The sequence below is a fragment of the Pseudomonas sp. 14A genome, from assembly GCF_018132745.1.
GTDB lineage: Bacteria > Pseudomonadota > Gammaproteobacteria > Pseudomonadales > Pseudomonadaceae > Aquipseudomonas > Aquipseudomonas mercuritolerans.
The window spans coordinates 443,340-464,657 of record NZ_JAGRQJ010000018.1 but is presented as its reverse complement, the minus strand read 5'-3'; the positions used below and the strand labels follow the sequence as shown (position 1 = coordinate 464,657).

The 21,318-nt window shown below is 59.3% G+C and carries 19 protein-coding genes; 11 read left to right on the top strand and 8 right to left on the bottom strand.

Features of this window, described 5'->3' with window-relative positions; genetic code table 11:
* The first annotated feature begins 118 nt into the window (after window positions 1–118).
* Window positions 119–361, top strand: a complete 243-nt coding sequence (locus PS14A_RS24725) for a DUF1127 domain-containing protein (RefSeq protein ID WP_130912043.1) — start codon at window positions 119–121, stop codon at window positions 359–361.
* A gap of 133 nt (window positions 362–494) precedes the next feature.
* Here PS14A_RS24725 and PS14A_RS24720 read toward each other — a convergent pair whose 3' ends face one another.
* Window positions 495–1,805, bottom strand: coding sequence for an FAD-binding oxidoreductase (locus PS14A_RS24720; protein ID WP_212617431.1), 1,311 nt, complete (start codon window positions 1,803–1,805; stop codon window positions 495–497).
* Between the two features lie 146 nt (window positions 1,806–1,951).
* On the opposite strand from PS14A_RS24720, the gene PS14A_RS24715 reads away from it, so the two are divergent.
* Window positions 1,952–2,305: a YkgJ family cysteine cluster protein gene (locus PS14A_RS24715; protein ID WP_123441968.1), complete on the top strand. Its 354-nt coding sequence runs from the start codon at window positions 1,952–1,954 to the stop codon at window positions 2,303–2,305.
* Between the two features lie 113 nt (window positions 2,306–2,418).
* Here PS14A_RS24715 and PS14A_RS24710 read toward each other — a convergent pair whose 3' ends face one another.
* Window positions 2,419–2,907 carry an Lrp/AsnC ligand binding domain-containing protein gene (locus PS14A_RS24710; protein ID WP_010465173.1) on the bottom strand — a complete coding sequence of 163 codons (489 nt, stop codon included), beginning with the start codon at window positions 2,905–2,907 and terminating at the stop codon, window positions 2,419–2,421.
* 153 nt (window positions 2,908–3,060) lie between these two features.
* Between PS14A_RS24710 and dadA the strand changes: the two genes are divergently transcribed.
* The 5 genes from dadA to PS14A_RS24685 all read left to right on the top strand — a co-directional run bounded on the left by dadA (window position 3,061) and on the right by PS14A_RS24685 (window position 7,088).
* Window positions 3,061–4,365 carry a D-amino acid dehydrogenase gene (dadA, locus tag PS14A_RS24705; protein WP_071172120.1) on the top strand — a complete coding sequence of 435 codons (1,305 nt, stop codon included), beginning with the start codon at window positions 3,061–3,063 and terminating at the stop codon, window positions 4,363–4,365.
* Complete coding sequence (locus tag PS14A_RS24700) at window positions 4,337–4,690, top strand: RidA family protein (protein WP_016772564.1); 354 nt, start codon at window positions 4,337–4,339, stop codon at window positions 4,688–4,690. The genes dadA and PS14A_RS24700 overlap by 29 nt, the downstream gene beginning before the upstream one ends.
* A gap of 92 nt (window positions 4,691–4,782) precedes the next feature.
* Window positions 4,783–5,856, top strand: coding sequence for an alanine racemase (gene alr / locus PS14A_RS24695; protein ID WP_212617430.1), 1,074 nt, complete (start codon window positions 4,783–4,785; stop codon window positions 5,854–5,856).
* Window positions 5,857–5,944: 88 nt separating this feature from the next.
* On the top strand, window positions 5,945–6,493 hold the full coding sequence (locus PS14A_RS24690) for a cupin domain-containing protein (protein ID WP_016772566.1): 549 nt from the start codon (window positions 5,945–5,947) through the stop codon (window positions 6,491–6,493).
* Between the two features lie 181 nt (window positions 6,494–6,674).
* On the top strand, window positions 6,675–7,088 hold the full coding sequence (locus tag PS14A_RS24685; protein WP_130912302.1) for a c-type cytochrome: 414 nt from the start codon (window positions 6,675–6,677) through the stop codon (window positions 7,086–7,088).
* A gap of 54 nt (window positions 7,089–7,142) precedes the next feature.
* Here PS14A_RS24685 and PS14A_RS24680 read toward each other — a convergent pair whose 3' ends face one another.
* Genes PS14A_RS24680 through PS14A_RS24670 form a run of 3 tightly spaced genes read right to left on the bottom strand, consistent with a single transcriptional unit; the run spans window position 7,143 to window position 9,618 of the window.
* Complete coding sequence (locus tag PS14A_RS24680; protein WP_130912482.1) at window positions 7,143–7,862, bottom strand: AAA family ATPase; 720 nt, start codon at window positions 7,860–7,862, stop codon at window positions 7,143–7,145.
* On the bottom strand, window positions 7,855–8,712 hold the full coding sequence (locus tag PS14A_RS24675; RefSeq protein WP_212617429.1) for an ABC transporter ATP-binding protein: 858 nt from the start codon (window positions 8,710–8,712) through the stop codon (window positions 7,855–7,857). Before PS14A_RS24675 ends, PS14A_RS24680 begins: the two co-directional genes overlap by 8 nt.
* 27 nt (window positions 8,713–8,739) lie before the next feature.
* Window positions 8,740–9,618: an ABC transporter ATP-binding protein gene (locus PS14A_RS24670; protein WP_212617428.1), complete on the bottom strand. Its 879-nt coding sequence runs from the start codon at window positions 9,616–9,618 to the stop codon at window positions 8,740–8,742.
* Window positions 9,619–9,914: 296 nt separating this feature from the next.
* Here PS14A_RS24670 and PS14A_RS24665 point away from each other — a divergent pair, with 296 nt between their 5' ends.
* The gene (locus PS14A_RS24665) at window positions 9,915–11,837 is read left to right on the top strand and encodes an acetyl-CoA hydrolase/transferase family protein (RefSeq protein WP_212617427.1); all 1,923 of its coding nucleotides are present in this window, start codon (window positions 9,915–9,917) and stop codon (window positions 11,835–11,837) included.
* A 132-nt stretch (window positions 11,838–11,969) separates the two neighbouring features.
* On the opposite strand, the gene PS14A_RS24660 is transcribed toward PS14A_RS24665, so the two are convergent.
* Window positions 11,970–12,542, bottom strand: a complete 573-nt coding sequence (locus tag PS14A_RS24660) for a xanthine phosphoribosyltransferase (RefSeq protein ID WP_016772573.1) — start codon at window positions 12,540–12,542, stop codon at window positions 11,970–11,972.
* Between the two features lie 57 nt (window positions 12,543–12,599).
* Window positions 12,600–14,609 (bottom strand): DNA helicase Rep, encoded by a 2,010-nt coding sequence (gene rep, locus PS14A_RS24655; protein ID WP_016772574.1) that lies wholly within the window; start codon window positions 14,607–14,609, stop codon window positions 12,600–12,602.
* 272 nt (window positions 14,610–14,881) lie between these two features.
* On the opposite strand from rep, the gene PS14A_RS24650 reads away from it, so the two are divergent.
* Window positions 14,882–16,552, top strand: coding sequence for a bifunctional diguanylate cyclase/phosphodiesterase (locus PS14A_RS24650; RefSeq protein WP_016772575.1), 1,671 nt, complete (start codon window positions 14,882–14,884; stop codon window positions 16,550–16,552).
* 78 nt (window positions 16,553–16,630) lie between these two features.
* Here PS14A_RS24650 and PS14A_RS24645 read toward each other — a convergent pair whose 3' ends face one another.
* A complete protein-coding gene (locus PS14A_RS24645; protein WP_130912476.1) occupies window positions 16,631–18,025 on the bottom strand; it encodes a NorM family multidrug efflux MATE transporter in 1,395 nt (464 codons plus the stop codon).
* A gap of 159 nt (window positions 18,026–18,184) precedes the next feature.
* On the opposite strand from PS14A_RS24645, the gene PS14A_RS24640 reads away from it, so the two are divergent.
* Both PS14A_RS24640 and PS14A_RS24635 read left to right on the top strand, forming a co-directional pair.
* Window positions 18,185–19,105 (top strand): LysR substrate-binding domain-containing protein, encoded by a 921-nt coding sequence (locus tag PS14A_RS24640; RefSeq protein WP_024014781.1) that lies wholly within the window; start codon window positions 18,185–18,187, stop codon window positions 19,103–19,105.
* Between the two features lie 187 nt (window positions 19,106–19,292).
* Window positions 19,293–21,269 carry a methyl-accepting chemotaxis protein gene (locus PS14A_RS24635; RefSeq protein ID WP_016772578.1) on the top strand — a complete coding sequence of 659 codons (1,977 nt, stop codon included), beginning with the start codon at window positions 19,293–19,295 and terminating at the stop codon, window positions 21,267–21,269.
* Window positions 21,270–21,318 lie beyond the last annotated feature (49 nt).

Sequence of the window (21,318 nt, the reverse complement as noted above, 5' to 3'; positions counted from 1 at the left end):
CAGTCAGTGAATCGGCAAATCTGTATGGAGTTAATACAGGTTCGTTGAGTCTGTAATGGTTTTTCCCGCCCGCGCATCATGGAATCTCTGGCTACCCAAGTAAACAGGAGCAACGAAAATGAACGGCTTGAGCGATGTGCGGCTGACGTTACACAGTCAGGAACTGGCGGCAGGGCAGAAGGACAGCGCGCGCAATCTGCTGCGTAACGCACCATCCGGCCTCAGTCGCTGGGATCTGTTCTGGCATCGTCTGCACACGCGCAAAGCGTTGCTGGGACTGACGCCGGAGCAGCTCAAGGATGTCGGGCTGACGCGGGAGCAGGCAAGGGAGGAGGGGTTGAAGCCGTTTTGGCGGATCTGAGATATGTATTGTTCTTGCGGGCCTCATCGCGAGCAGGCTCGCTCCCACAGTGACCGCGTTCTGCCTGAATAAACGCGTTTATTGTGGGAGCGAGCCTGCTCGCGAAAGCGGATCAAGGGCCGCCGAGATACCCTCAGACCAACTCTTTCAGCCGATGCCACAACATCCCCAACGCCAACAACGGCGAGCGCAAATGCTTGCCGCCCGGGAAGGTGATGTGCGGCACCTTGGCGAACAGATCAAAGCCGCCGCCATGCTTCCCGCTGATCGCTTCGGCCAGCAGCTTGCCGGCCAGGTGGGTGGCATTCACCCCATGCCCGGAGTAGGCCTGGGCGTAATACACGTTCGGCTGCTCGGCGAGCCGGCCAATCTGCGGCAGGCGGTTGGCACCGATGCCGATCATCCCGCCCCACTGATAATCGATTTTCACCCCGGCCAGTTGCGGGAACACTTCAAGCATCTTCGGCTGCATATAGGCGCCGATGTCTTTCGGATCGCGTCCCGAGTAATGACACGCGCCGCCGAACAGCAAACGTCGATCCGCCGAGAGCCGGTAGTAATCCAGCGCCACCCGCTGGTCGCAGACCGCCATGTTCTGCGGCAGCAAGTTGTGCGCCTGCTCTTCGCTCAGCGGTTCGGTGGCGATGATATAGCTGCCGGCGGGTAGCACCTTGCCGCTCAGTTGCGGGTTGAGGTCATTGAGATAGGCATTGCAGCCCAGCACCAGCGTCTTTGCCCGCACCGATCCCTGCGCCGTGTGCACCTTCACTTCAGGGCCGTAATCGATGCGCGTCACCGCCGAACGCTCGAACAACTGCACGCCCAGTTGCTGCGCCGCTGCCGCTTCGCCCAGCGCCAGATTCAGCGGATGCAGATGTCCGGAGCCCATGTCGATCAAGCCGCCGACATAGCGCTTGGAACCGACCACGGTGTGCATTTCACTGGCCTGCAACAGATGGGTTTCGTAGCGGTAACCGAGGCCGCGCAACTCTTCGGCATCTTCGGCAAAACCGTCGAGATCGGAAGGCTTGTTGGCGAGATCGCAATAGCCCCAGGTCAGGTCGCAGGCAATGCCGAAACGCTCGACGCGCCGGCGAACAATCTCCACCGCCTCCAGGCCCATGAGTTTCATCTCGCGCACGCCCTCGGCACCGATGACATTGGCGAACTGATCAAGGCCGTGACCGACACCGCGTATCAACTGCCCGCCGTTGCGGCCGCTGGCGCCCCAGCCGATCCGGTGCGCTTCCAGCAACACCACGCTGAAACCGCGCTCGGCCAGTTCCAATGCCGTGTTCAACCCGGAAAAGCCGCCGCCCACCACGCAGACATCAGCCACCACCTCGCCTTGCAGCACGGGGTGATCAGGCTGTGGCAGGCTGCTGGCGGCGTAATAAGAGGCAACGTGGGGTTGGCTCGCGGTGGTCTGGGCGCGGGCGGTCATGGGCATCATCCAACGGCTGAGTGTCGAGAAAATTTGACGGAGCATAAGCCGCACGCCCGAACGTGGGCAACATCGGTCGGCCTGCGGTGTCTGGATCCGGGCTTTTGCGGCACAATCGTTATCCCGCCACTTTGGTCACCGTATCGATGAGCTGCAACAGCCAGAAAATCCGCAACCTGCGTCAGCAGATCCCCACGTTCGACTGCGTGCCGGGCTGCCACGACTGCTGCGGGCCGGTGACCACTTCGCCCGAGGAAATGGCCCGGCTGCCGCGCAAGACCCGCGCCGAGCAGGATGCCGCGCTGGAAGAACTCAACTGTGTGCACCTGGGGCCGAATGGCTGCACGGTGTATGAAGAGCGACCGCTGATCTGCCGCTTGTTTGGTACCACCAAGACGCTGCCATGCCCGAACGAGCGGCGGCCGGTGGAGTTGATTCATCCACGGGTGGAGAAGCAGATTTTCGAGTACATGGCGGCGAATCGGCAGGTGTTGGTTTAGCCGTTGCGTTCAGTTCAGACCGAGTCGACTTCTTCGCGAGCAGGCTCGCTCCCACAGGAGATTGCATTTCAAATGTGGGAGCGAGCCTGCTCGCGAAGGGGACGCCGCCGATTTCAGTCCGGAATCGGCAGGCACAGGCTCTCTTTCACCTCTTCCATGACGATATAGCTCTTCGATTCACGCACATGCGGTAGCTTCAAGAGAATGTCGCCCAGCAGCTTGCGGTACGAGGCCATCTCGGAAATCCGCGCCTTCACCAGATAGTCGAAATCCCCTGACACCAAATGACACTCCAGCACATGCGGCAGCTTCAGCACCGCGCGTCGGAACTCTTCGAATGTGTCACCGGATTTGTAGTCGAGGCTGATCTCGACGAACACCAGCAGGCTACCCTTCAAATGCTGCGGATTGAGCCGGGCGTTGTAGCCCATGATGATCCCCTCGCGCTCCAGACGTCGCACGCGCTCGGTGCACGGCGTGGTCGAGAGGCCGACCTTTTCTCCGAGTTCGGTGAAGGAAATCCGCCCGTCCGCCTGCAGGATGCGCAAGATGTTGCGGTCGATCTTGTCCAGCTCACGTTTGGTCTGAGTGTTGGTACGCATAGGGGATGCGCCTCCGTGAAAAGGGTTTTTGCCGAGAATTGTCGCCAAATATAGGCGCTTATATAGTGAAAAGCACTGGCATTTCTTTTTTACACTGCGCCCATCATTGCTCTAACAAACAGTTCGGCGAAAAGCCGCGATGAGGGATTGAAAATGCGCGTCATGGTCTTGGGTAGCGGCGTCATCGGTACCGCCAGTGCTTACTATCTGGCCCGTGCCGGGTTCGAAGTGGTGGTAGTCGACCGGCAGCCTGCTGCGGCCATGGAGACCAGTTTCGCCAACGCCGGCCAGGTCTCGCCGGGTTACGCCTCGCCGTGGGCCGCGCCGGGCGTGCCGCTCAAGGCCATCAAGTGGTTGCTGCAACGCCATGCGCCATTGGCGATCAAGGCCACCGCCGATATCGACCAATACCTGTGGATGGCGCAAATGCTGCGCAACTGCACCGCCAGCCGTTACGCGGTGAACAAGGAGCGCATGGTGCGTCTGTCCGAGTACAGCCGTGACTGCCTCGATGAATTGCGCGCCGAAACCGGTATCGCCTACGAAGGCCGCAGCCTCGGCACCACGCAGTTGTTCCGCACTCAGGCGCAACTGGATAACGCCGCCAAAGACATCGCCGTGCTGAAAGAATCCGGCGTGCCCTTTGAAGTCCTCGACCGCGCCGGCATTGCCCGCGTCGAACCGGCGCTGGCAGGCGTGACTGACATTCTCGCTGGCGCGCTGCGTCTGCCCAATGACCAGACCGGCGACTGCCAGATCTTCACCACCCGTCTCGCCGAAATGGCGCGCAAGCTTGGTGTGGAATTCCGTTTCGGCCAGGACATCCAGAAGCTCGACTACGCCGGTGATCGCATCAACGGGGTATGGATTGACGGCAAGCTGGAAACCGCTGACCGCTACGTGCTGGCGCTCGGCAGCTACTCGCCGCAACTGCTCAAGCCGCTGGGCATCAAGGCCCCGGTGTATCCGCTCAAGGGCTACTCGCTGACCGTGCCGATCACCAACCCGGACATGGCGCCGACGTCGACCATTCTCGACGAGACCTACAAGGTCGCGATCACCCGTTTCGACAACCGCATCCGCGTCGGCGGCATGGCCGAGATCGCCGGTTTTGACCTGTCGCTGAACCCGCGTCGGCGCGAAACCCTGGAGATGATCGTCAACGACCTTTATCCTCAGGGCGGCAATCTGGCCGAAGCGAGTTTCTGGACCGGCCTGCGCCCGACCACGCCGGACGGTACGCCGATCGTTGGCGCCACGCCGTTCAAGAATCTGTTCCTCAACACCGGTCACGGTACGCTTGGCTGGACCATGGCCTGCGGTTCCGGCCGTTTGCTCGCCGACCTGATGGCGAAGAAAAAGCCGCAGATCAGCGCTGAAGGCCTCGATATTTCCCGTTACGGCAACCAGACCCAGGAGTCCGCAAAACATGTCAATCCAGCGCCAGCTCACCAATGAGCGCATGAGTCAGATCGTCAGCCACAACGGCACCGTGTATCTGGCCGGGCAGGTCGGCGACGACTTCGACGCCGGAATTGAACAGCAGACCCGCGACGTGCTCGCCAATATCGAACGTCTGCTCGATCTGGCCGGGACGGACAAACAGCATCTGTTGTCGGCAACGATCTATTTGAATGACATCGAAGCGCACTTCGCCGGGATGAACGCGGTGTGGGACCAGTGGCTGCCCAAAGGCGCCGCGCCGGCCCGCGCCACCGTCGAAGCGAAGATGGCCAAGCCGAGCATTCTGGTGGAGATCTCCATCGTCGCCGCGCTGCCATAACGTTCCCAAGATCCCTCTCCCGGTGCTGTTGGCGGTTCACGTCGTCAGTCAGCGCCGGTTTTTCTTCCCATGACCGCCCAGAAGTTGCCGCCATGCGTCCTGCCCGTGCCCAGATCGACCTTCAAGCCCTGCGTCACAACTACCGAATTGCCCGTGAAGTCACCGGCGCCAAGGCGCTTGCGGTGATCAAGGCGGACGCCTACGGCCATGGCGCGGTGCGTTGCGCCCAGGCGCTGGAAGCCGAGGCGGATGGTTTTGCCGTGGCTTGTATCGAAGAAGCTCTGGAGCTGCGTTCCGCCGGGATTCGCGCACCGGTATTGCTGCTGGAAGGCTTCTTCGAAGCTGACGAGCTAGCGCTGATCGTCGAGCATGATTTCTGGTGCGTGGTGCATTCGCTGTGGCAGCTCGAAGCGATCGAGCAGGCAGTCCTGAGCAAACCGATCACGGTATGGCTCAAGCTCGATTCCGGCATGCACCGCGTCGGCCTGCATCCGAAAGATTATCCAGCGGCCTATCAGCGTCTGCTGGCCAGCGGCAAAGTGGCGAAAATCGTATTGATGAGCCATTTCGCCCGCGCTGATGAACTGCACGCGCAGAGCAGTACCGAGCAGGTGGCGGTGTTCGAAGCGGCGCGTCAGGGTCTGGCGGCGGAAGTCAGCCTGCGCAACTCGCCAGCTGTGCTCGGTTGGCCTGAAATCCAAAGCGACTGGGTACGTCCGGGCATCATGCTCTATGGCGCGACCCCGTTCGAAGAAGCCAACGCCGTCGCTGAACGCCTGCAACCGGTGATGACTCTCGAGTCGAAAGTCATCAGTGTGCGTGAATTGCCGGCCGGCGAGCCGATCGGTTATGGCGCCAGGTTCATCACCGACAAGCCGATGCGCATCGGCGTGGTCGCCATGGGTTACGCCGACGGCTACCCGCGCCAGGCACCGACCGGCACACCCGTGCTGGTGGCGGGCAAACCCAGCCGCCTGCTCGGGCGCGTGTCGATGGACATGCTCTGCATCGATCTGACCGACGTAGCGGAAGCGGGGCTTGGTTCAACTGTCGAGCTGTGGGGTAAAAATGTTCTCGCCAGCGACGTGGCGAAGTGGGCCGAGACCATCCCGTATCAGATCTTCTGCAACCTGAAACGTGTGCCAAGGCTCTATTCCGAGGGTTGACGCCGCTGCGGGGGGCAAGTGTTGTAAATACTGAACGCTGTCGCCATGATAACGCTCAATATTCTTACAACATCAGGAGGCTCCCGCCTTGGACGTCGGTGAACGACTGCAATCGATCCGCAAGCTCAAAGGGCTTTCCCAGCGTGAACTCGCCAAACGCGCGGGCGTCACCAACAGCACCATTTCGATGATCGAAAAGAACAGCGTCAGCCCTTCGATCAGTTCGCTGAGAAAGGTGCTCGGCGGCATTCCCATGTCGATGGTCGAGTTCTTTTCCGAAGAGATCCTGCAGGACCAACCGACTCAGATCGTCTACAAGGCCAATGAGCTGATCGACATCTCCGACGGCGCCGTGACCATGAAACTGGTCGGCCGCGCCCACCCGAGCCGCGCCATCGCCTTCCTCAACGAAATCTACCCGCCGGGCGCCGACACCGGCGAAGAAATGCTCACCCACGAGGGCGAGGAAACCGGGATTCTGGTGGAAGGTCGCCTGGAGCTGGTGGTGGGGCTGGAAACTTTTATCCTCGAAGCCGGCGACAGCTACTATTTTGAAAGTACCAAGCCGCATCGTTTCCGTAACCCGTTCGACGTGCCGGCGCGACTAATCAGCGCAGCCACACCGGCGAATTTTTAAGCAGAAGGCGCCAGGCCATTACGGCGAAGGCACCCGAACCGTTTTACCGATGGGCAACAAGACCCCTCTAACCATGGGGTTGTTTCAGTACAGCGGCCTACCCGCTATACTTGCGCCCGCCTGCGAACCGTCGCCGCAGGCGTGAATAGCCACCATTGAGGGTGAACGCGTGAACCTAATTATGAAAATGCTGGCTGCACCAGCAACCGTAGTGGCCCTATGGGCTGTCAGCGCTCAAGCTGCGACAAATGACGACATCGCCAAACGCCTTGAGCCCGTCGGCCAGGTGTGTGTTCAAGGGCAGGAATGCAAGGGTATGGAAGTGGCTGCTACCGCTGGCGGTGGCGGCGGAGCAAAGGCCCCTAAAGACGTGATCGCCAAACACTGCAACGCTTGCCACGGCACGGGCCTGCTTGGCGCGCCGAAGATCGGCGACAAGGCAGCCTGGAAGGAGCGGGCCGATCACCAGGGTGGTCTGGACGGCATCCTCGCCAAGGCCATCACCGGCATCAACGCCATGCCACCAAAAGGCACCTGCGCCGATTGCTCCGATGAAGAGCTCAAGGGTGCGATCAAAGAGATGTCCGGTCTGTAATCAGCGGCGGCTTTGAAAAAACCGTCTTCGGACGGTTTTTTTGCGCCTGCAATCTCACTGCATGTTTTTCGTGATGTAGGCGCCGGCAGAATTGAGCACCGCTTTGTACACGGCGTAAGCATCGGTATCTTCAGGCGCTATTTGCTCGCAGCGCCCTCCTGATATCTGCCTAAGATCACATCCCGGGATCGACATGATGAGGGGAGAGTGAGTAGCGATGATGAACTGCGCGCCGCCGCGCGACAGCTCCATTATCCGGTTGATAAAAACCAATTGCCTCAACGGGGATAACGATGCTTCCGGCTCGTCGAGCACATACAGACCTTGGGCTTTGAATCGATGTTGAAACAACGCCTCCATGGCTTCACCGTGCGACAGGCAATGCATATCCACGCCGCCGTAATAGGTCTTTATTTCGGGATCAAAGCTCGCCTCTGCATCAAGCTTGCGAATTGCAGTATTCAAGTTGTAGAAGGTTTCTGCCCTGTAGAAAAAAACGTCCTTCTCCCTTCGGTAGCCTTTTGAGAGCGTCAGGCTTTCGTGCAGTTTTGAATGCGTGTTCTCCGTCGAGAAATTGAAATTCTTCCCACCGCCTTCTGGATTGCAGCCTGACTTGATGGCAATGGCTTCGAGTAATGTGGATTTCCCAGCACCATTTTCGCCAATAAAAACCGTTATCGAGTTGCTGAGCTCAAGCGGGAAGAGGTTTTGTAGCCGGTCACCCACCGTCATGTCTGGCTTCAGGCGTATTTGCTGGATAAACAGATCATTCATATCGATGCCTTCTGAAGATTCTATCGACGGATACCTTCACGCCAATCATCGTTATGCCGAGTCTTATCGAACCCGTGCTGGCCATGGTAAAAATTCCGATATAACCGAGACAGGCAATAAGACGCTCGCCAAATAATTCCGGCGTGGCAGCGGCACTGAAGAAAATGACCGATACCGTCCCCGCCGATATAGCCATTTCCGGCCAGAAGGATTGTATGGCGCTTGCTTTCAGATACTTGTAGCGTGCTCTTACCGTGTCCTCCAAATATCCATAGCTTCTGATGAGTTGCATTTTACTTTGCTTGCCATCGCTGGAAACGTTGAAAGCGCTGATAAGCGACTCTTTGTACAAATCTTCCTTCGACATTTCTGCTGCATATAACCGCTGGATTACAGGCTTGGCAAATCTTAATTGCACACACGTCAACACAATAATTAAAGCGATGGGCAGGAAGAAATAGATGTTTTCTTGGAGCAGAATATAGGCTGCGGAAACCGTCAAAATGCAAGAGCCTATGAGATGGATTGTGTCATGAATGGCGGAAGCAATTTTTTCCGCGTCTTCTTTTATCAATGTCACCCGAGAACATAATGGAGAGGGGCGTTTATCATGCACAATGAAGTTGATAAGTAGAAAACGGGATCTTGCTTCCATGAGCGTTGCCAAGGAACTGCCCAGAGCTTGGCTTGATAGCTTGGTTAGAAAAACAGCGACAAGAGTGAAATAAAATTCAGCGTTAATGGAGCCAGTAGTAAGAGCCGACAGGCTCTTTGCGACGACTGATGGTATTAACAATTGACATATACTTGCTACGGTAAGGCAAATAACCGAAAGCAGATAAACGGTCATGTTATTTCGCAAGCATATAAACATAGTTCAATGCCCCTCGTGCTGCAGTTCGTAGCTACGAATTCGGCTACGTCTATAAGATGCCTCTCTGCTCGAGTAGTAGATAGATATCAGTGACATCGTGGGGCTCAGAACGCGTTCAAGATAGATGGCTGAGGCAAAAATTGAGCCTATAGTCGCTTCGCCAACGCTTAGCAGATGGGCCGATAGCAGTAATAAGACCACTATCGCTATCGGATAACATGTACCTGACATTGATTCGAATGTTGTGGCTTTGAGGCTTGAGCGAAAAGCGAGGCGCTCGATATTTTTTATATCGACCTTGGTCCTGTTGGTGTATGGCTTTGCAGTAACTAAAAGTTCACAGAGGGCGCCTATTGTTAAGGTGTTCTCTTGAATATACTCATCAAACAGTGAGTTGCTATTTTTTCGAGTTATAAGGTATGCCGTAATAGCATAAACGACGCCGGTAAGTGGTGCGAGTGCCAGAAGTGGATGATAGTGGGCAGTCACCAGGAGCGCAGCGATAATGATGCTGCAGTTCACCGATACATCCAAATAAATTGAGTGATACAAATACATCGAGCCATCAACGTCGCCATCGATCAGTTCGATCCGCTCGCCTGGTTTTTGCGTATGCTCGAAGCTTCTGTCTAGTAGGTGATTCAGGATTGCCTTCTTCAAAATAAATCTTGTTTTGGACGCGGTTTTTTGTAGATAGATGTTGGCTGCCAGTTTTAATGGGGGCGTGGCGATGAGGAGGAACGAAGCGCCCGCGAGCGCGTATAAATATAAACTGTCACTTGCCAAGTATAGGTTGATTGAATTGCCTATTAAATAGGGTGATGCGCTTGTAAGAATCGCAATGCCTACACCAAAGCAGCAGAGTATCAGGTTGCTTTTCATTAGAGGTCCGGAGAGAGGTTCTTTTTTGCAGAGCTTTTGAATCCTGCCTCCAAGGCTACCTGTGTAGGCAATAAGTACAATTGAGACGTGTCTGGTAGTTGCGCGTGATTGAATTACAGGTGATGTAGGAAAAGAGTTGTGCGTTTGTGAGGCGGTTCGTCTTGCCGACTTAACAGTCGGTGATTCGCCCTCAGTCGAAACTTTGGCCCTTTTTTCGCACCAATCACCTTCCCCCGGAAGTAATTCCCCGGCAATCTCGGTCTACCCCTATCAACGGAACGGGCGGGAGGCTTCAGATGGTGCAGTTGTGTTCGATCGAACAGGCGGTGGACGACGTACTGGCGCGCTTGCCTGCGCACATCCACTTGGGCTTGCCGCTGGGGCTGGGCAAGCCGAATCACTTCGTCAACGCGCTGTACCGGCGCATCAAGGACCTGCCCGAGCGGCAGCTGACGATCTATACCGCGCTGTGCCTCGGTCGGCCGAATCTGGGCGATGGCTTGCAGAAGCGCTTTATCGAGCCCTTTGTAGAGCGGGTGTTTGGTGATTATCCGGAGTTCGATTTCCTCGCCGATCTGCAGCGCGACAGCCTGCCCGCCAACATCCGTATCCAGCAGTTTTTCATGCAGCCTGGCAGTCTGCTCAACAGCGCGCCGGCGCAGCAGGATTACGTCAGCAGCAATTACAGCCATGCCGCCCGCGACATCAACGCAGCGGGTCTCAATCTGGTGGCGCAATTGCTCGCCAGCAGCAGCGAACACCCTGATCGCTTGAGCCTGAGCTGCAACCCGGACATCACCCTCGACCTGTTGCCGATGATTGCCAAGCGCCGCGAGGCGGGGGAGACCATTGTGCTGGTCGGCCAGGTGCATACGGATCTGCCGTACATGCCCGGCGATGCGGAAGTCGACATCGACACGTTTGATCTGCTGATCGACGAAAAGGACAGCAGCACGCTGTTTTCAACGCCGAACATGCCGGTGGGCTTTCAGGATCATTTCATTGGCTTGCACGCCAGTACGCTGGTGCGCGATGGCGGCACATTGCAAATTGGTATCGGCTCGATGGGCGATGCGTTGACTGCTGCGCTACTCGCGCGGCAGGCCGATAACGCCGGCTATCAGGCGGTGCTCGATGACATCAACCTCAGCCAATGGGCGCAATTGATCCAGCGCGAGGGCGGCACCGCGCCATTTGCCAAAGGCCTTTACGGTTGCAGCGAGATGTTCGTCAACGGGCTGTTGGTATTGGCGGATGCCGGGATCATTCGGCGCAAGGTCTATGCGGATGTGCCGACCCAGGAGCAGGCCAATGCCGGTACCCTCGACGAAGCCGCGCAGCCCGACGGTATCTCGGTGCACGGCGGCTTCTTCCTTGGCCCGCGCAGTTTTTATGAGCGGCTGCGCGAGTTGCCGCAAAGCAAGCTGCTTGAATTCAACATGACCCGCATCAGCTACATTAACGAGCTGTACGGCCAGGAAGAGCTCAAGCGCTTGCAGCGCATCGATGCGCGCTTCATCAACACCGTGTTCACCATGACTCTGCTCGGCGCCGGCGTGGCTGATCAATTGGCAGACGGACGCGTGCTCAGCGGTGTCGGTGGGCAGTACAACTTTGTTGCTCAGGGCCACGCGCTGGAAGGCGCGCGATCGATGTTGATCCTGCGCAGCTGGCGCGAGTCCGGCGGCGAGGTCAGCTCCAATATCGTCTGGGACTACGCCCACTGCACGATCCCGCGGCACCTGCGCGACATCGTCGTCACCGAGTACGGCATCGCCGACCTGCGCGGAAAATCCGACGCAGCGGTGATCGAAGCGTTGCTCAATATCAGCGACTCGCGGTTCCAGCCAGGGCTGATCGAACAGGCGCAGAAAGTCGGCAAGCTGCCAAAGGATTTCCGTATCGATCCGCGGTTTGCCGACAACACACCGCAACGCTTGCAGGCGATTGCCGCGCGACATCCGAACCTGTTTCCGGAGTATCCGCTGGGCTGTGATTTCACTGCGATTGAACGGGATCTGCTGCGGGCGCTGAACTGGCTGAAGAGCAAGTTCAAGCTGACCGAGATTCTGGAGCTGGGCAAGGCAGCGCTGGATGCGCCGGAGGCCTCAGCGTTCCCGGAACATCTTGAGCGGATGCAGCTCACAAACCCGGAGGGCCTGAAGGAGGACCTTTTCCAACGCCTGCTGCTCACAGGCCTCAAAGCTACCGCGCAATAACTGACCACCCCCAGAACCCACTGTGGGAGCGAGCCTGCTCGCGAAAGCGGTGTGTCATTCACTCAACAGGGTGACTGACACAATGCATTCGCGAGCAGGCTCGCTCCCACAGGGGTAACTCGGTGCCGCTGGTTACTCGATGAAGGTGACGACGCCATCCTTCAGCGATTGCACGCGAGCCAGCGACTCGACGCGGTAGCCCTGCGAGTCCAGTTCGGCGCGGCCGCCCTGGAACGACTTCTCGATCACGATGCCCAGGCCGGCAACGGTGGCGCCGGCCTGTTTGATGATCGAGATCAGCGCTTGCGAGGCCTTACCGTTGGCCAGGAAGTCGTCAATGATCAGCACGCGGTCGCTGCTGGTCAGGTGGCGCGGGGAGATGGCCACGGTGCTTTCGGTCTTCTTGGTGAACGAGTAGACGGTCGCCGAGAGCAGGTTTTCAGTCAGGGTCAGCGACTGTTGCTTGCGGGCGAAGATCACCGGCACGCCGAGGTTCAGACCGGTCATGATCGCCGGGGCGATGCCCGAAGCTTCGATGGTGACGATCTTGGTGATCCCCGAATCCTTGAAGAGCGCGGCGAATTCGTCACCGATCAGCTTCATCAGGGCCGGGTCGATCTGGTGGTTCAGGAAAGCGTCGACTTTCAGGACCTGATCGGAAAGCACGATGCCTTCTTCGCGGATTTTTTTGTGCAGTGCTTCCACAACAGCTTCCTCTGTTGGCGCGATGGGCGCCGAAGGTAGATTAAAAAGTAGTCGATTCTAGCGCTTTAACATCGCGCGTATGTCGGCCAATGCGCTATTGCCACGCACGGCTTTGACTTCAGTTGGGGTGTCGTCGTTGCCTTCCCAGGCCAGATCGTCCGGCGGCAGTTCATCCAGAAAGCGACTCGGCGCGCAGTCGATGATTTCACCGTACTGCTTGCGCTTGGCTGCGAAGGTGAAGGCCAGGGTCTGGCGGGCGCGGGTGATGCCCACATAGGCCAGGCGGCGTTCTTCTTCGATGGTGTCGGCTTCGATGCTGGAACGGTGCGGGAGGATTTCCTCTTCCATGCCCATGATGAACACGTAGGGAAATTCCAGCCCTTTGGACGCATGCAGCGTCATCATCTGCACACCTTCGGCACCGTCCTCTTCTTCCTGCTGGCGCTCGAGCATGTCACGCAGCACCAGTTTGCCGATGGCGTCTTCGACGGTCATTTCGCCGTCTTCGTCTTTCTCGAGGGTGTTTTTCAACGCCTCGATCAGGAACCAGACGTTGCCCATGCGGTAGTCCGCCGCCTTGTCGCTGGAGCTGTTGGTGCGCAGCCAATTCTCGTAATCGATGTCCATGACCATGCTGCGCAGCGCCGAGATCGGATCTTCGCCGGCGCACTGCTCGCGGACCTTGTCCATGAAGCGCTTGAAGCGCGCCAGGCGATCAGTGAAGCGGCTGTCGAGATGTTCGCCGAGGCCAATTTCGTCGGTGGCGGCGTACATCGAGATCTTGCGCTCGGTGGCGTAGTTGCCGAGCTTTTCCAGGGTGGTCGAGCCGATCTCGCGACGCGGCACGTTGATCACGCGCAGGAAGGCGTTGTCGTCATCCGGGTTGACGATCAGGCGGAAGTAGGCCATCAGGTCCTTCACTTCCTGCCGGCCGAAGAAGCTGTTGCCGCCGCTCAGGCGATACGGCACCTGATGGTGTTGCAGCTTCAATTCGATCAGCTTGGCCTGGTAGTTGCCGCGATAAAGAATGGCGAAATCGCTGTAAGGGCGATCGGTGCGCAAATGCAGGCTGAGGATTTCCATGGCCACGCGCTCGGCTTCGGCGTCCTCGTTGCGGCAGCGGATCACGCGGATCTCGTCGCCGTGGCCCATCTCGCTCCACAACTGTTTTTCGAATTCGTGCGGATTGTTCGAGATCAGTACGTTGGCGCAGCGCAGGATGCGGCTGGTGGAGCGGTAGTTCTGCTCGAGCATCACCACTTTCAGGGACGGATAGTCGTCCTTGAGCAGCATCAGGTTTTCCGGACGTGCGCCACGCCAAGCGTAGATCGACTGGTCATCGTCGCCCACCACGGTGAACTGGTTGCGCTTGCCGATGAGCATCTTCACCAACAGGTACTGGCTGGCGTTGGTGTCCTGGTATTCGTCGACGAGCAGGTACCGCACCTTGTTCTGCCACTTTTCGAGAATGTCGGCGTGTTCTTCGAAGAGCTTTACCGGCAGCAGGATCAGGTCATCGAAGTCCACCGCGTTGAACGCCTTGAGCGTGCGCTGGTAGTGGGTGTAGACGATGGCGGCGGTCTGCTCCTTCGGGTTGCGCGCGTTTTCCAGGGCCTGGGCGGGCAGGATCAGGTCGTTTTTCCAGGCGCCGATCATGTTCTTGATCTCGTCGACGCCGTCGTCGCCCGCGTATTCCTTCTGCATGATGTCGGTCATCAGGGCTTTGACGTCGGTCTCGTCGAAGATCGAGAAACCGGGTTTGTAGCCCAGCCGCGCATGCTCCTTGCGGATGATGTTCAGGCCCAGGTTGTGGAAGGTGCAGACGGTCAGGCCGCGCCCTTCGCCGGCACGCAACAGGGTGCCGACCCGCTCTTTCATCTCGCGCGCGGCCTTGTTGGTAAAGGTCATGGCGACGATGTACTGGGCGCGAATGCCGCAGTTCTGGATCAGGTGCGCGATCTTGCGCGTGATCACGCTGGTCTTGCCGGAGCCAGCACCGGCGAGCACCAATAGAGGGCCGCCGACGTAGTTCACGGCTTCTTGCTGCCGGGGATTGAGTCGGGACATACGAAAATTCGGGAGTCGTTGACGAAATGGGCCGGCATTTTAACAGGCTCAGCGATTTCTGCTGCTCTGTCCGACTTGTGACGCAGCGCGCGATTCAGATTTGCCGGTTTTGTTACTTTCACGCAGGATACGCGGGGATTTTGCGGCTAATGTTCTCATTCGTGACACAAAATAACGTTTCGATGCCGTTGTCATCAGACAACGCATTGGTCATTGTTCAGCACACCGGCATAATGCCCCGCCTACATCATTGCAGAGTCTAGGGAGTCAGCTTGTCTACGCCTGTCGAACCCTTGCGTTTGCTGCTACTGGCCGAAGAGCCAGCGTGGACAGCGTTGTTGCGTGAGTGTCTGGCTCCGATGGGGAGCGCGGCGGTGCTGATCAGCGCGCCGAACTGGGATTCGGTCAGCCGCCTGTTCGAAGACAACCGCCACGCGGTACTGCTGACCCTGCCAGCGTTGCAGCCGCCGCCCGGGCGTTGCAGCCTGCCGACCGTTCTGCTGCTGGAGCACGAGCCGGCCACCGCGCCGGTCGGTGTCAGCGACTGGCTGGTGTTCGACGCCCTCGACGCCGGCATGCTCCAGCGTTGCCTGCGCCATGTGCGCGAGCGCGGCGTGCTGGAAAACACTCTTCAGCGCCTCGCCGAACAGGACCCGCTGACCGGTATCGCCAACCGTCAGGGCTTCCAGACTCTGCTCACGGCGCGCCTTGCCGAAGGCGACGGTCGCGGTCTCGCCCTCGGCCATCTCGATCTCGACAATTTTCGCCATGCCAACGACGCCCTCGGGCATCAGGCCGGGGATCGTCTGATTCTGCAGGTCGTCGCGCGGCTGAAAAGTCAGCTGGAGGCCGGCGATCAACTGGCACGGCTGGGCAGTGATGAATTCGCCCTGCTGATCGATACCCGCCGTGCACCGCAACGCGCCGAGTGGATGGCCGAACGCATTACTGAGGCGTTGGCCGAACCTTATTGGGTTGACGGCGAAAGCCTGCTGATCGGCTCCAGTCTTGGCATCGCCCACGCCCGCGCCAATGGCGGTGCCGATCCTTTGATGTGGCACGCCCATATAGCCATGCAGCAGGCCAAGAGCACACAGGGCTGCACCTTTCATATCTTCAACGAACGCATCAACCGCAACGCGCGAAGCATGGCCGACCTCGAAAGCGAACTGCGCCGGGCTTTGCGCCGCGATGAGCTGGAACTGCATTACCAGCCACGCCTGAATCTTGAAGACGGCCAGATTGTCGGCCTCGAAGCGCTGGTGCGCTGGCGTCATGGCGAGCGCGGTCTGTTGCCACCGAGCGAATTCGTGCCGCTGGCCGAGCAGAGCGGTCTGATCGTGCCGCTGGGCTACTGGGTCATTTCCCGCGCCTTGCGCGATATGCAGGCCTTGCGCGAGCAGGGGCTGCCGGCGCTGCACATGGCGATCAACCTGTCGTTCCGCCAGTTTCAGGACAGCCAGTTGCTGCCGACGCTCAGCCGCCTGATTGCCGAGCGCGGCGTCGAGGCGCAGTGGCTGGAATTCGAACTGACCGAAACCGCCGTGATGCGGCGCAGCGATCTGGTCAAACAGACCATGGACGCCCTCGGTCGCCTCGGTGTGCGCTTCTCGCTGGACGATTTCGGCACCGGGTTTTCCTCGTTCGTGCACCTCAACAGCCTGCCGATCACCTTGCTGAAGATCGACAAGAGTTTTGTCGGCGGCATGGAACAGCGCGAAGAGAACCGCAAACTGGTGCACGCGATGATCAACCTCGCGCACAACCTGCACCTGGAAGTAGTCGCGGAAGGGGTCGAGACGCCGGAGCAACTGGAGTTGTTGCGCGGGTTCGGCTGCGATCAGGTGCAGGGTTACCTGATCAGCCGACCGCTGCCGTTGGATGAGTTGGTGGAGTATCTGACCTTTGGAGCCAGTCAGCAGGCTTCGGTGGAAGCCATTTAAAAGATCGCAGCCTTCGGCAGCTCCTACCCTGGAATGTGTTCCCTTGTAGGAGCCGCCGAAGGCTGCGATCTTTTGATCTTAATCCGCGCCGATGGCCTCGAACCTCTCTGAAACCGGCTCGCGCCGAATCATCCGCTGCATCTTCCATTCAAAGGCCAGCGTCAGGCTCACCGCCGCGCAGGCCAACCCCAGCGCCAGACCCCACCAGACGCCCGTCGGCCCCCAATTGAGGTGAAACGCCATCCACCACGCCGCCGGTGCGCCAATCAGCCAATAGCAAGCGAGCCCCACCAGAAACGTAGTCTTGGCATCCTTGAGCCCGCGAATACAGCCCATGGCAATCGTCTGCGTGCCGTCGAACAGTTCGAACCACGCCGCTACTGCCAACAGGCTCACCGCCAGACGGATCACTTCGGCAAACGCCGGATCATTATGGTCGAGGAACAGACCGACCAACTGGTTCGGCCACAGCCAGAACACCAGGGCAAAGCCGAGCATCACCACGGCGCCGAAGGCGATGCCGACACGGCCCGACATCCGCGCATCGACCAGTTGCCCGGCGCCATAGTGTTGGCCGACGCGCATGGTGATGGCGTAAGACATCCCGGCCGGGACCATGAAGGCCACCGACACGATCTGCAGGGCGATTTGATGCGCGCCCATCTGCGTACTGCCCATGGTGCCCATGCACAACGCGGCAAAGGCAAACAGCCCGACTTCCACCGCATAGGTGCCGCCAATCGGCAGGCCCAGACGCCACAGTTCTTTCAGGTATTGCCGGTTTGGCCGCGACAGGCCGGCGCGCAACGGATAAGCGTCATACGCCGGATGCCGACGGATATGCCAGGCCAGCGCCAGTGCCATGCAGTTGGCGACAATCGCCGTGACCAGACCAATGCCGGTCAGACCCAGTTGCGGCAGGCCGAACATGCCGGTGATCAGCGCGTAGTTGAGCAGGAAGTTGGCCCCCGTACCGGCGAGGCTTATGACCATCACTGGCGTCGCCCGGCCGATTGCACTGGTAAAACCGCGCAGGGCCATGAAGCTCAGGTAGCCGGGCAGGGCGAAGGGCAGGGCGATGAGAAATTGCCCGGCGGCGTTGACGTTGGTTTCGGTTTGGCCGAACAGCAGCAACACCGGTTTGAGGTTCCACAACAACAGCCCGGCGCCGAGGGCCATCAGCCAGGCCAGCCACAACCCGGCCTGGGTCAGGCGCGCGGCACCGATGATGTCGCCGGCACCCTGACGGATCGCCACCAGTGTGCCGACCGCTGCAATCACGCCGATGCAGAAAATCGACACGAACGAGTAGCTCGCGGCACCGAGGCCGCCACCGGCCAGCGCTTCGGGGCTGAGGCGCGCCATCATCAAGGTGTCGGTCAGCACCATCAGCATGTGCGCCAACTGCGAAGCGATCAGCGGCCCCGCCAACCGCAGAATGGCCCAGAGTTCGGTACGCACAGGATGCTGCATGGTCATCACCACCCAAATATCAGAGAACGCAGAAGAGCGTCGATTCTCGGCGCTTGGCAGGCTTTGCACAAAGGGATAAAAAGGATGGGTTGCATGATTAATACTCATCCTGAATCGTCCTGCCGAATTGGCTGTATCCCCGCTATTGGAGCTTTGTGTATGTCCCGACGCCTTCCGCCGTTGTATGCCCTGCGCGCATTCGAAGCGGCAGCGCGACACAGCTCGTTCACCCGCGCGGCGGAAGAACTGTCGATCACCCAGAGCGCGGTCAGTCGGCACATGCGCACTCTTGAAGAACACTTCGCCTGCCGGCTGTTTCATCGCAGCGGGCGCAACCTGCAACTGACCGAATCGGCGCGGCTGCTGTTACCCGGTATCCGCGAAGGCTTCGCCGCCCTTGAGCGCGCCTGCAATACCTTGCGCGCCGAGGACGACATCCTGCGCATGAAAGCGCCATCGACCCTGACCATGCGTTGGCTGCTGGCGCGGTTGAGTCGCTTCCGCCATTTGCAGCCGGGCAATGAGGTGCAACTGACCAGCGCATGGATGGATATCGATTCGGTGGACTTCAACAACGAACCATTCGATTGCGCAGTTTTGCTCAGTGACGGGCATTTCCCGCCGGACTGGGAAGCGAGCCTGCTGTTTCCCGAGGAATTGATTCCGGTCGGCGCGCCGAACCTGCTCAATGATCAACCTTGGGATGTAGCGCGTCTGGCGACGGCTGAACTGCTGCACCCGACCCCGGATCGCCGTGACTGGCGCAGTTGGCTGGAGCGCATGGGCCTGTCCGATCAGGTCTCGCTCAAGGGCGGACAAGTGTTCGATACGCTGGAACTGGGCATGATCGCCGCGGCGCGCGGCTACGGCGTTTCGATGGGTGATCTGTTGATGGTCGCCGAAGATGTCGCGCAAGGGCGCTTGAGCCTGCCATGGCCAACCGCCGTCGCCAGTGGCCTGAATTATTACCTGGTGTGGCCGAAACCGCGTCCGGGAGGTGAACGTTTGCGCCGCCTCAGCGATTTTCTCCAAGGCGAAGTCCGCGCCATGCAATTGCCGGCGGTAGAGCGCTTGAGCTGAAACGTTCGAGCCGGCACAATGCCACTACTGCGCCATACCCACGCAATCCGCTCAAGTATTCGGATTTTCCGCCGACTACGAGCATGTGGAACCGTCGTGCCGGTTCCGCGCTACCCCCATTATTAGAATATTTTCCGGGCAATTACCGCGATCAAGGAGGATTCGGTGGCTCGGCCAGGAGCTGTTCATGTCTCAACCTCGTGCTCGGATCGCCTCGCAGCTGGGCCTTGCCCTTGCTGTGATACTGGCGATAGTCATCAGCGGCAGTACGGTTTTTGCCTTGCGTTCGCTGGATTCCGCCAACCTCGCCACCCGTGAAGAGCATCTGGCCAGTGAGGCCCGGCTGCTGGCCGATCAACTGAGCACCTTTCACGGTACGCTGCGCGAAAGCACCCTGCGTTTGAGCGGGCTGTTCGAAAAACGCTTCGGCAGTGGTTTGAGTGTGCACCCGGATCAGCCAGTGACCGTGGCCGGCGTGCAGACCCCGGGCCTGCATCTGGGCAACGAGGTGCTGAACAACAACTTCAAGGAAGTTGACGAGTTCAAGCAGATGACCGCCGGCGTGGCCACGGTATTCGTGCGCAGCGGCGAAGACTTCATTCGCGTCAGCACCAACGTCAGCAAGCAGGACGGCACCCGTGCCATCGGCACTGTGCTCGACCACGCCAACCCGGCGTACGCGAAGTTGATGGCGGGGCAGAGTTATGTCGGCCGCTCGTTGCTGTTCGAGCGCTACTACATGTCGCAGTACACACCGGTGCGCGATGCGGGCGGCAAGATCATCGCCGTGCTGTACGTCGGCTTCGATTACACCGATGCGCAGAACGCGCAGTTCGCCAATCTCAAGCGCTTCCGCATTGGCAAGACAGGCTCGCTGGCCCTGCTCGACGAGCAGAACAAATGGCTGGTGCCGATTGCCGGCGTCGAAAACCTGGATCAAGCCGCCCCGACCATCAACAACCTGGTGAAGACCCCGGGCAAGGGTGAGTTCTGGAGTGACAAGGGTGAGGACTTCTACAGCATCGCCGTGCCGTTCGAAGGTGGCCCGTGGTCGGTGGTGGCGAGCATGCCGAAAGCCGAGATCCGCGCGGTGACCTGGAGCGTCGGTACGCAATTGGCGATCGGCAGCCTGCTGGCGATGTTGCTCGCGGTCGGTTCCGTGGTCTGGCTGCTGCGCAGCAAACTCGCACCGCTGGGCGATCTGGTGCGTCAGGCCGAAGCCTTGGGCGCGGGTGATCTGAGCGTACGGCTGAACGTATCGAGCCACGATGAAATCGGTCAGCTGTCCCGCGCGTTCAACCAGATGAGCCAGGCGCTGTCGACCATGGTCGAGCACATCCGCCGCGCTTCGGAAGAGGTCAACAGCCGTGCGCAGGCGCTGTCCGGTTTGTCCGGCGGTGCGTATGAAGGCATGGAGCAACAGTCGGGCGAAATCACCAGCATGGCCGGCGCCGTGGAAGAGTTCAGCGCCACCTCGCTGAACATTGCCGACAACATGGGCGCGACCCAGCGCCTGGCGCAGGAAAACGCGCAGCAAACCCAGATTGGCCGCAGCTCGATGGAAGAAGCGTCGTCGTCGCTGGAGCAGATCGCTGGCGCGCTGAACAGCACCGCCAGCGTGATCAACACGCTGGGGCAGCGCTCGCAGGAAATCGGTGGGATTGTCGGCGTGATCACTTCGATCGCCGAGCAGACCAACCTGTTGGCACTCAACGCTGCCATCGAAGCCGCGCGTGCCGGTGAACAAGGTCGCGGTTTTGCCGTGGTCGCGGACGAAGTGCGCAGCCTCGCCTCGCGTACCCGCCAGGCGACCGATGAAATCTCCAGCATGATCCACAGCATCCAACAGGAAACCGGCAACGCGATCAGCACCATGGAGCAGGGCAATGTGCTGATGCAGGAAGGCCTGTCGCGCAACGCCAACGTCGCCTCGGCGCTGGCGCGGATTGATGAGCAGAGCCGTTCGGCAGGCCAGCAGTTTGCTGCGATCACCACCGCCACTCAGGAACAAAGCAGCACTGCGACGTTGCTGAGCAGCAATTTGCAGAGCATCGCCTTGGCCAACAGCGAGCAGCGTGAGGTGGTGTCGAACCTGGCTGTCACCGCGAAAGAGCTGGAGAAGCTGGCGGCGGATCTGCGTTCCGAGGTTGATCGCTTCCGTTGATGCATCTTTGAAACAGCTATCGCGAGCAGGCTCGCTCCCACAGTAGTCG

What these genes read in the sequence shown, in the direction of transcription:
- PS14A_RS24715 (WP_123441968.1), top strand. Translation starts at nt 1,952, where the DNA reads ATGAGCTGCAACAGCCAGAAAATCCGCAACCTGCGTCAGCAGATCCCC.
- PS14A_RS24670 (WP_212617428.1), bottom strand. Translation starts at nt 9,618, where the DNA reads ATGAAAAGCAACCTGATACTCTGCTGCTTTGGTGTAGGCATTGCGATT.
- PS14A_RS24725 (WP_130912043.1), top strand. Translation starts at nt 119, where the DNA reads ATGAACGGCTTGAGCGATGTGCGGCTGACGTTACACAGTCAGGAACTG.
- PS14A_RS24635 (WP_016772578.1), top strand. Translation starts at nt 19,293, where the DNA reads ATGTCTCAACCTCGTGCTCGGATCGCCTCGCAGCTGGGCCTTGCCCTT.
- PS14A_RS24680 (WP_130912482.1), bottom strand. Translation starts at nt 7,862, where the DNA reads ATGAATGATCTGTTTATCCAGCAAATACGCCTGAAGCCAGACATGACG.
- PS14A_RS24665 (WP_212617427.1), top strand. Translation starts at nt 9,915, where the DNA reads ATGGTGCAGTTGTGTTCGATCGAACAGGCGGTGGACGACGTACTGGCG.
- rep (WP_016772574.1), bottom strand. Translation starts at nt 14,609, where the DNA reads ATGTCCCGACTCAATCCCCGGCAGCAAGAAGCCGTGAACTACGTCGGC.
- PS14A_RS24720 (WP_212617431.1), bottom strand. Translation starts at nt 1,805, where the DNA reads ATGACCGCCCGCGCCCAGACCACCGCGAGCCAACCCCACGTTGCCTCT.
- PS14A_RS24645 (WP_130912476.1), bottom strand. Translation starts at nt 18,025, where the DNA reads ATGCAGCATCCTGTGCGTACCGAACTCTGGGCCATTCTGCGGTTGGCG.
- PS14A_RS24685 (WP_130912302.1), top strand. Translation starts at nt 6,675, where the DNA reads ATGAAAATGCTGGCTGCACCAGCAACCGTAGTGGCCCTATGGGCTGTC.
- PS14A_RS24640 (WP_024014781.1), top strand. Translation starts at nt 18,185, where the DNA reads ATGTCCCGACGCCTTCCGCCGTTGTATGCCCTGCGCGCATTCGAAGCG.
- PS14A_RS24700 (WP_016772564.1), top strand. Translation starts at nt 4,337, where the DNA reads ATGTCAATCCAGCGCCAGCTCACCAATGAGCGCATGAGTCAGATCGTC.
- PS14A_RS24710 (WP_010465173.1), bottom strand. Translation starts at nt 2,907, where the DNA reads ATGCGTACCAACACTCAGACCAAACGTGAGCTGGACAAGATCGACCGC.
- PS14A_RS24675 (WP_212617429.1), bottom strand. Translation starts at nt 8,712, where the DNA reads ATGACCGTTTATCTGCTTTCGGTTATTTGCCTTACCGTAGCAAGTATA.
- dadA (WP_071172120.1), top strand. Translation starts at nt 3,061, where the DNA reads ATGCGCGTCATGGTCTTGGGTAGCGGCGTCATCGGTACCGCCAGTGCT.
- alr (WP_212617430.1), top strand. Translation starts at nt 4,783, where the DNA reads ATGCGTCCTGCCCGTGCCCAGATCGACCTTCAAGCCCTGCGTCACAAC.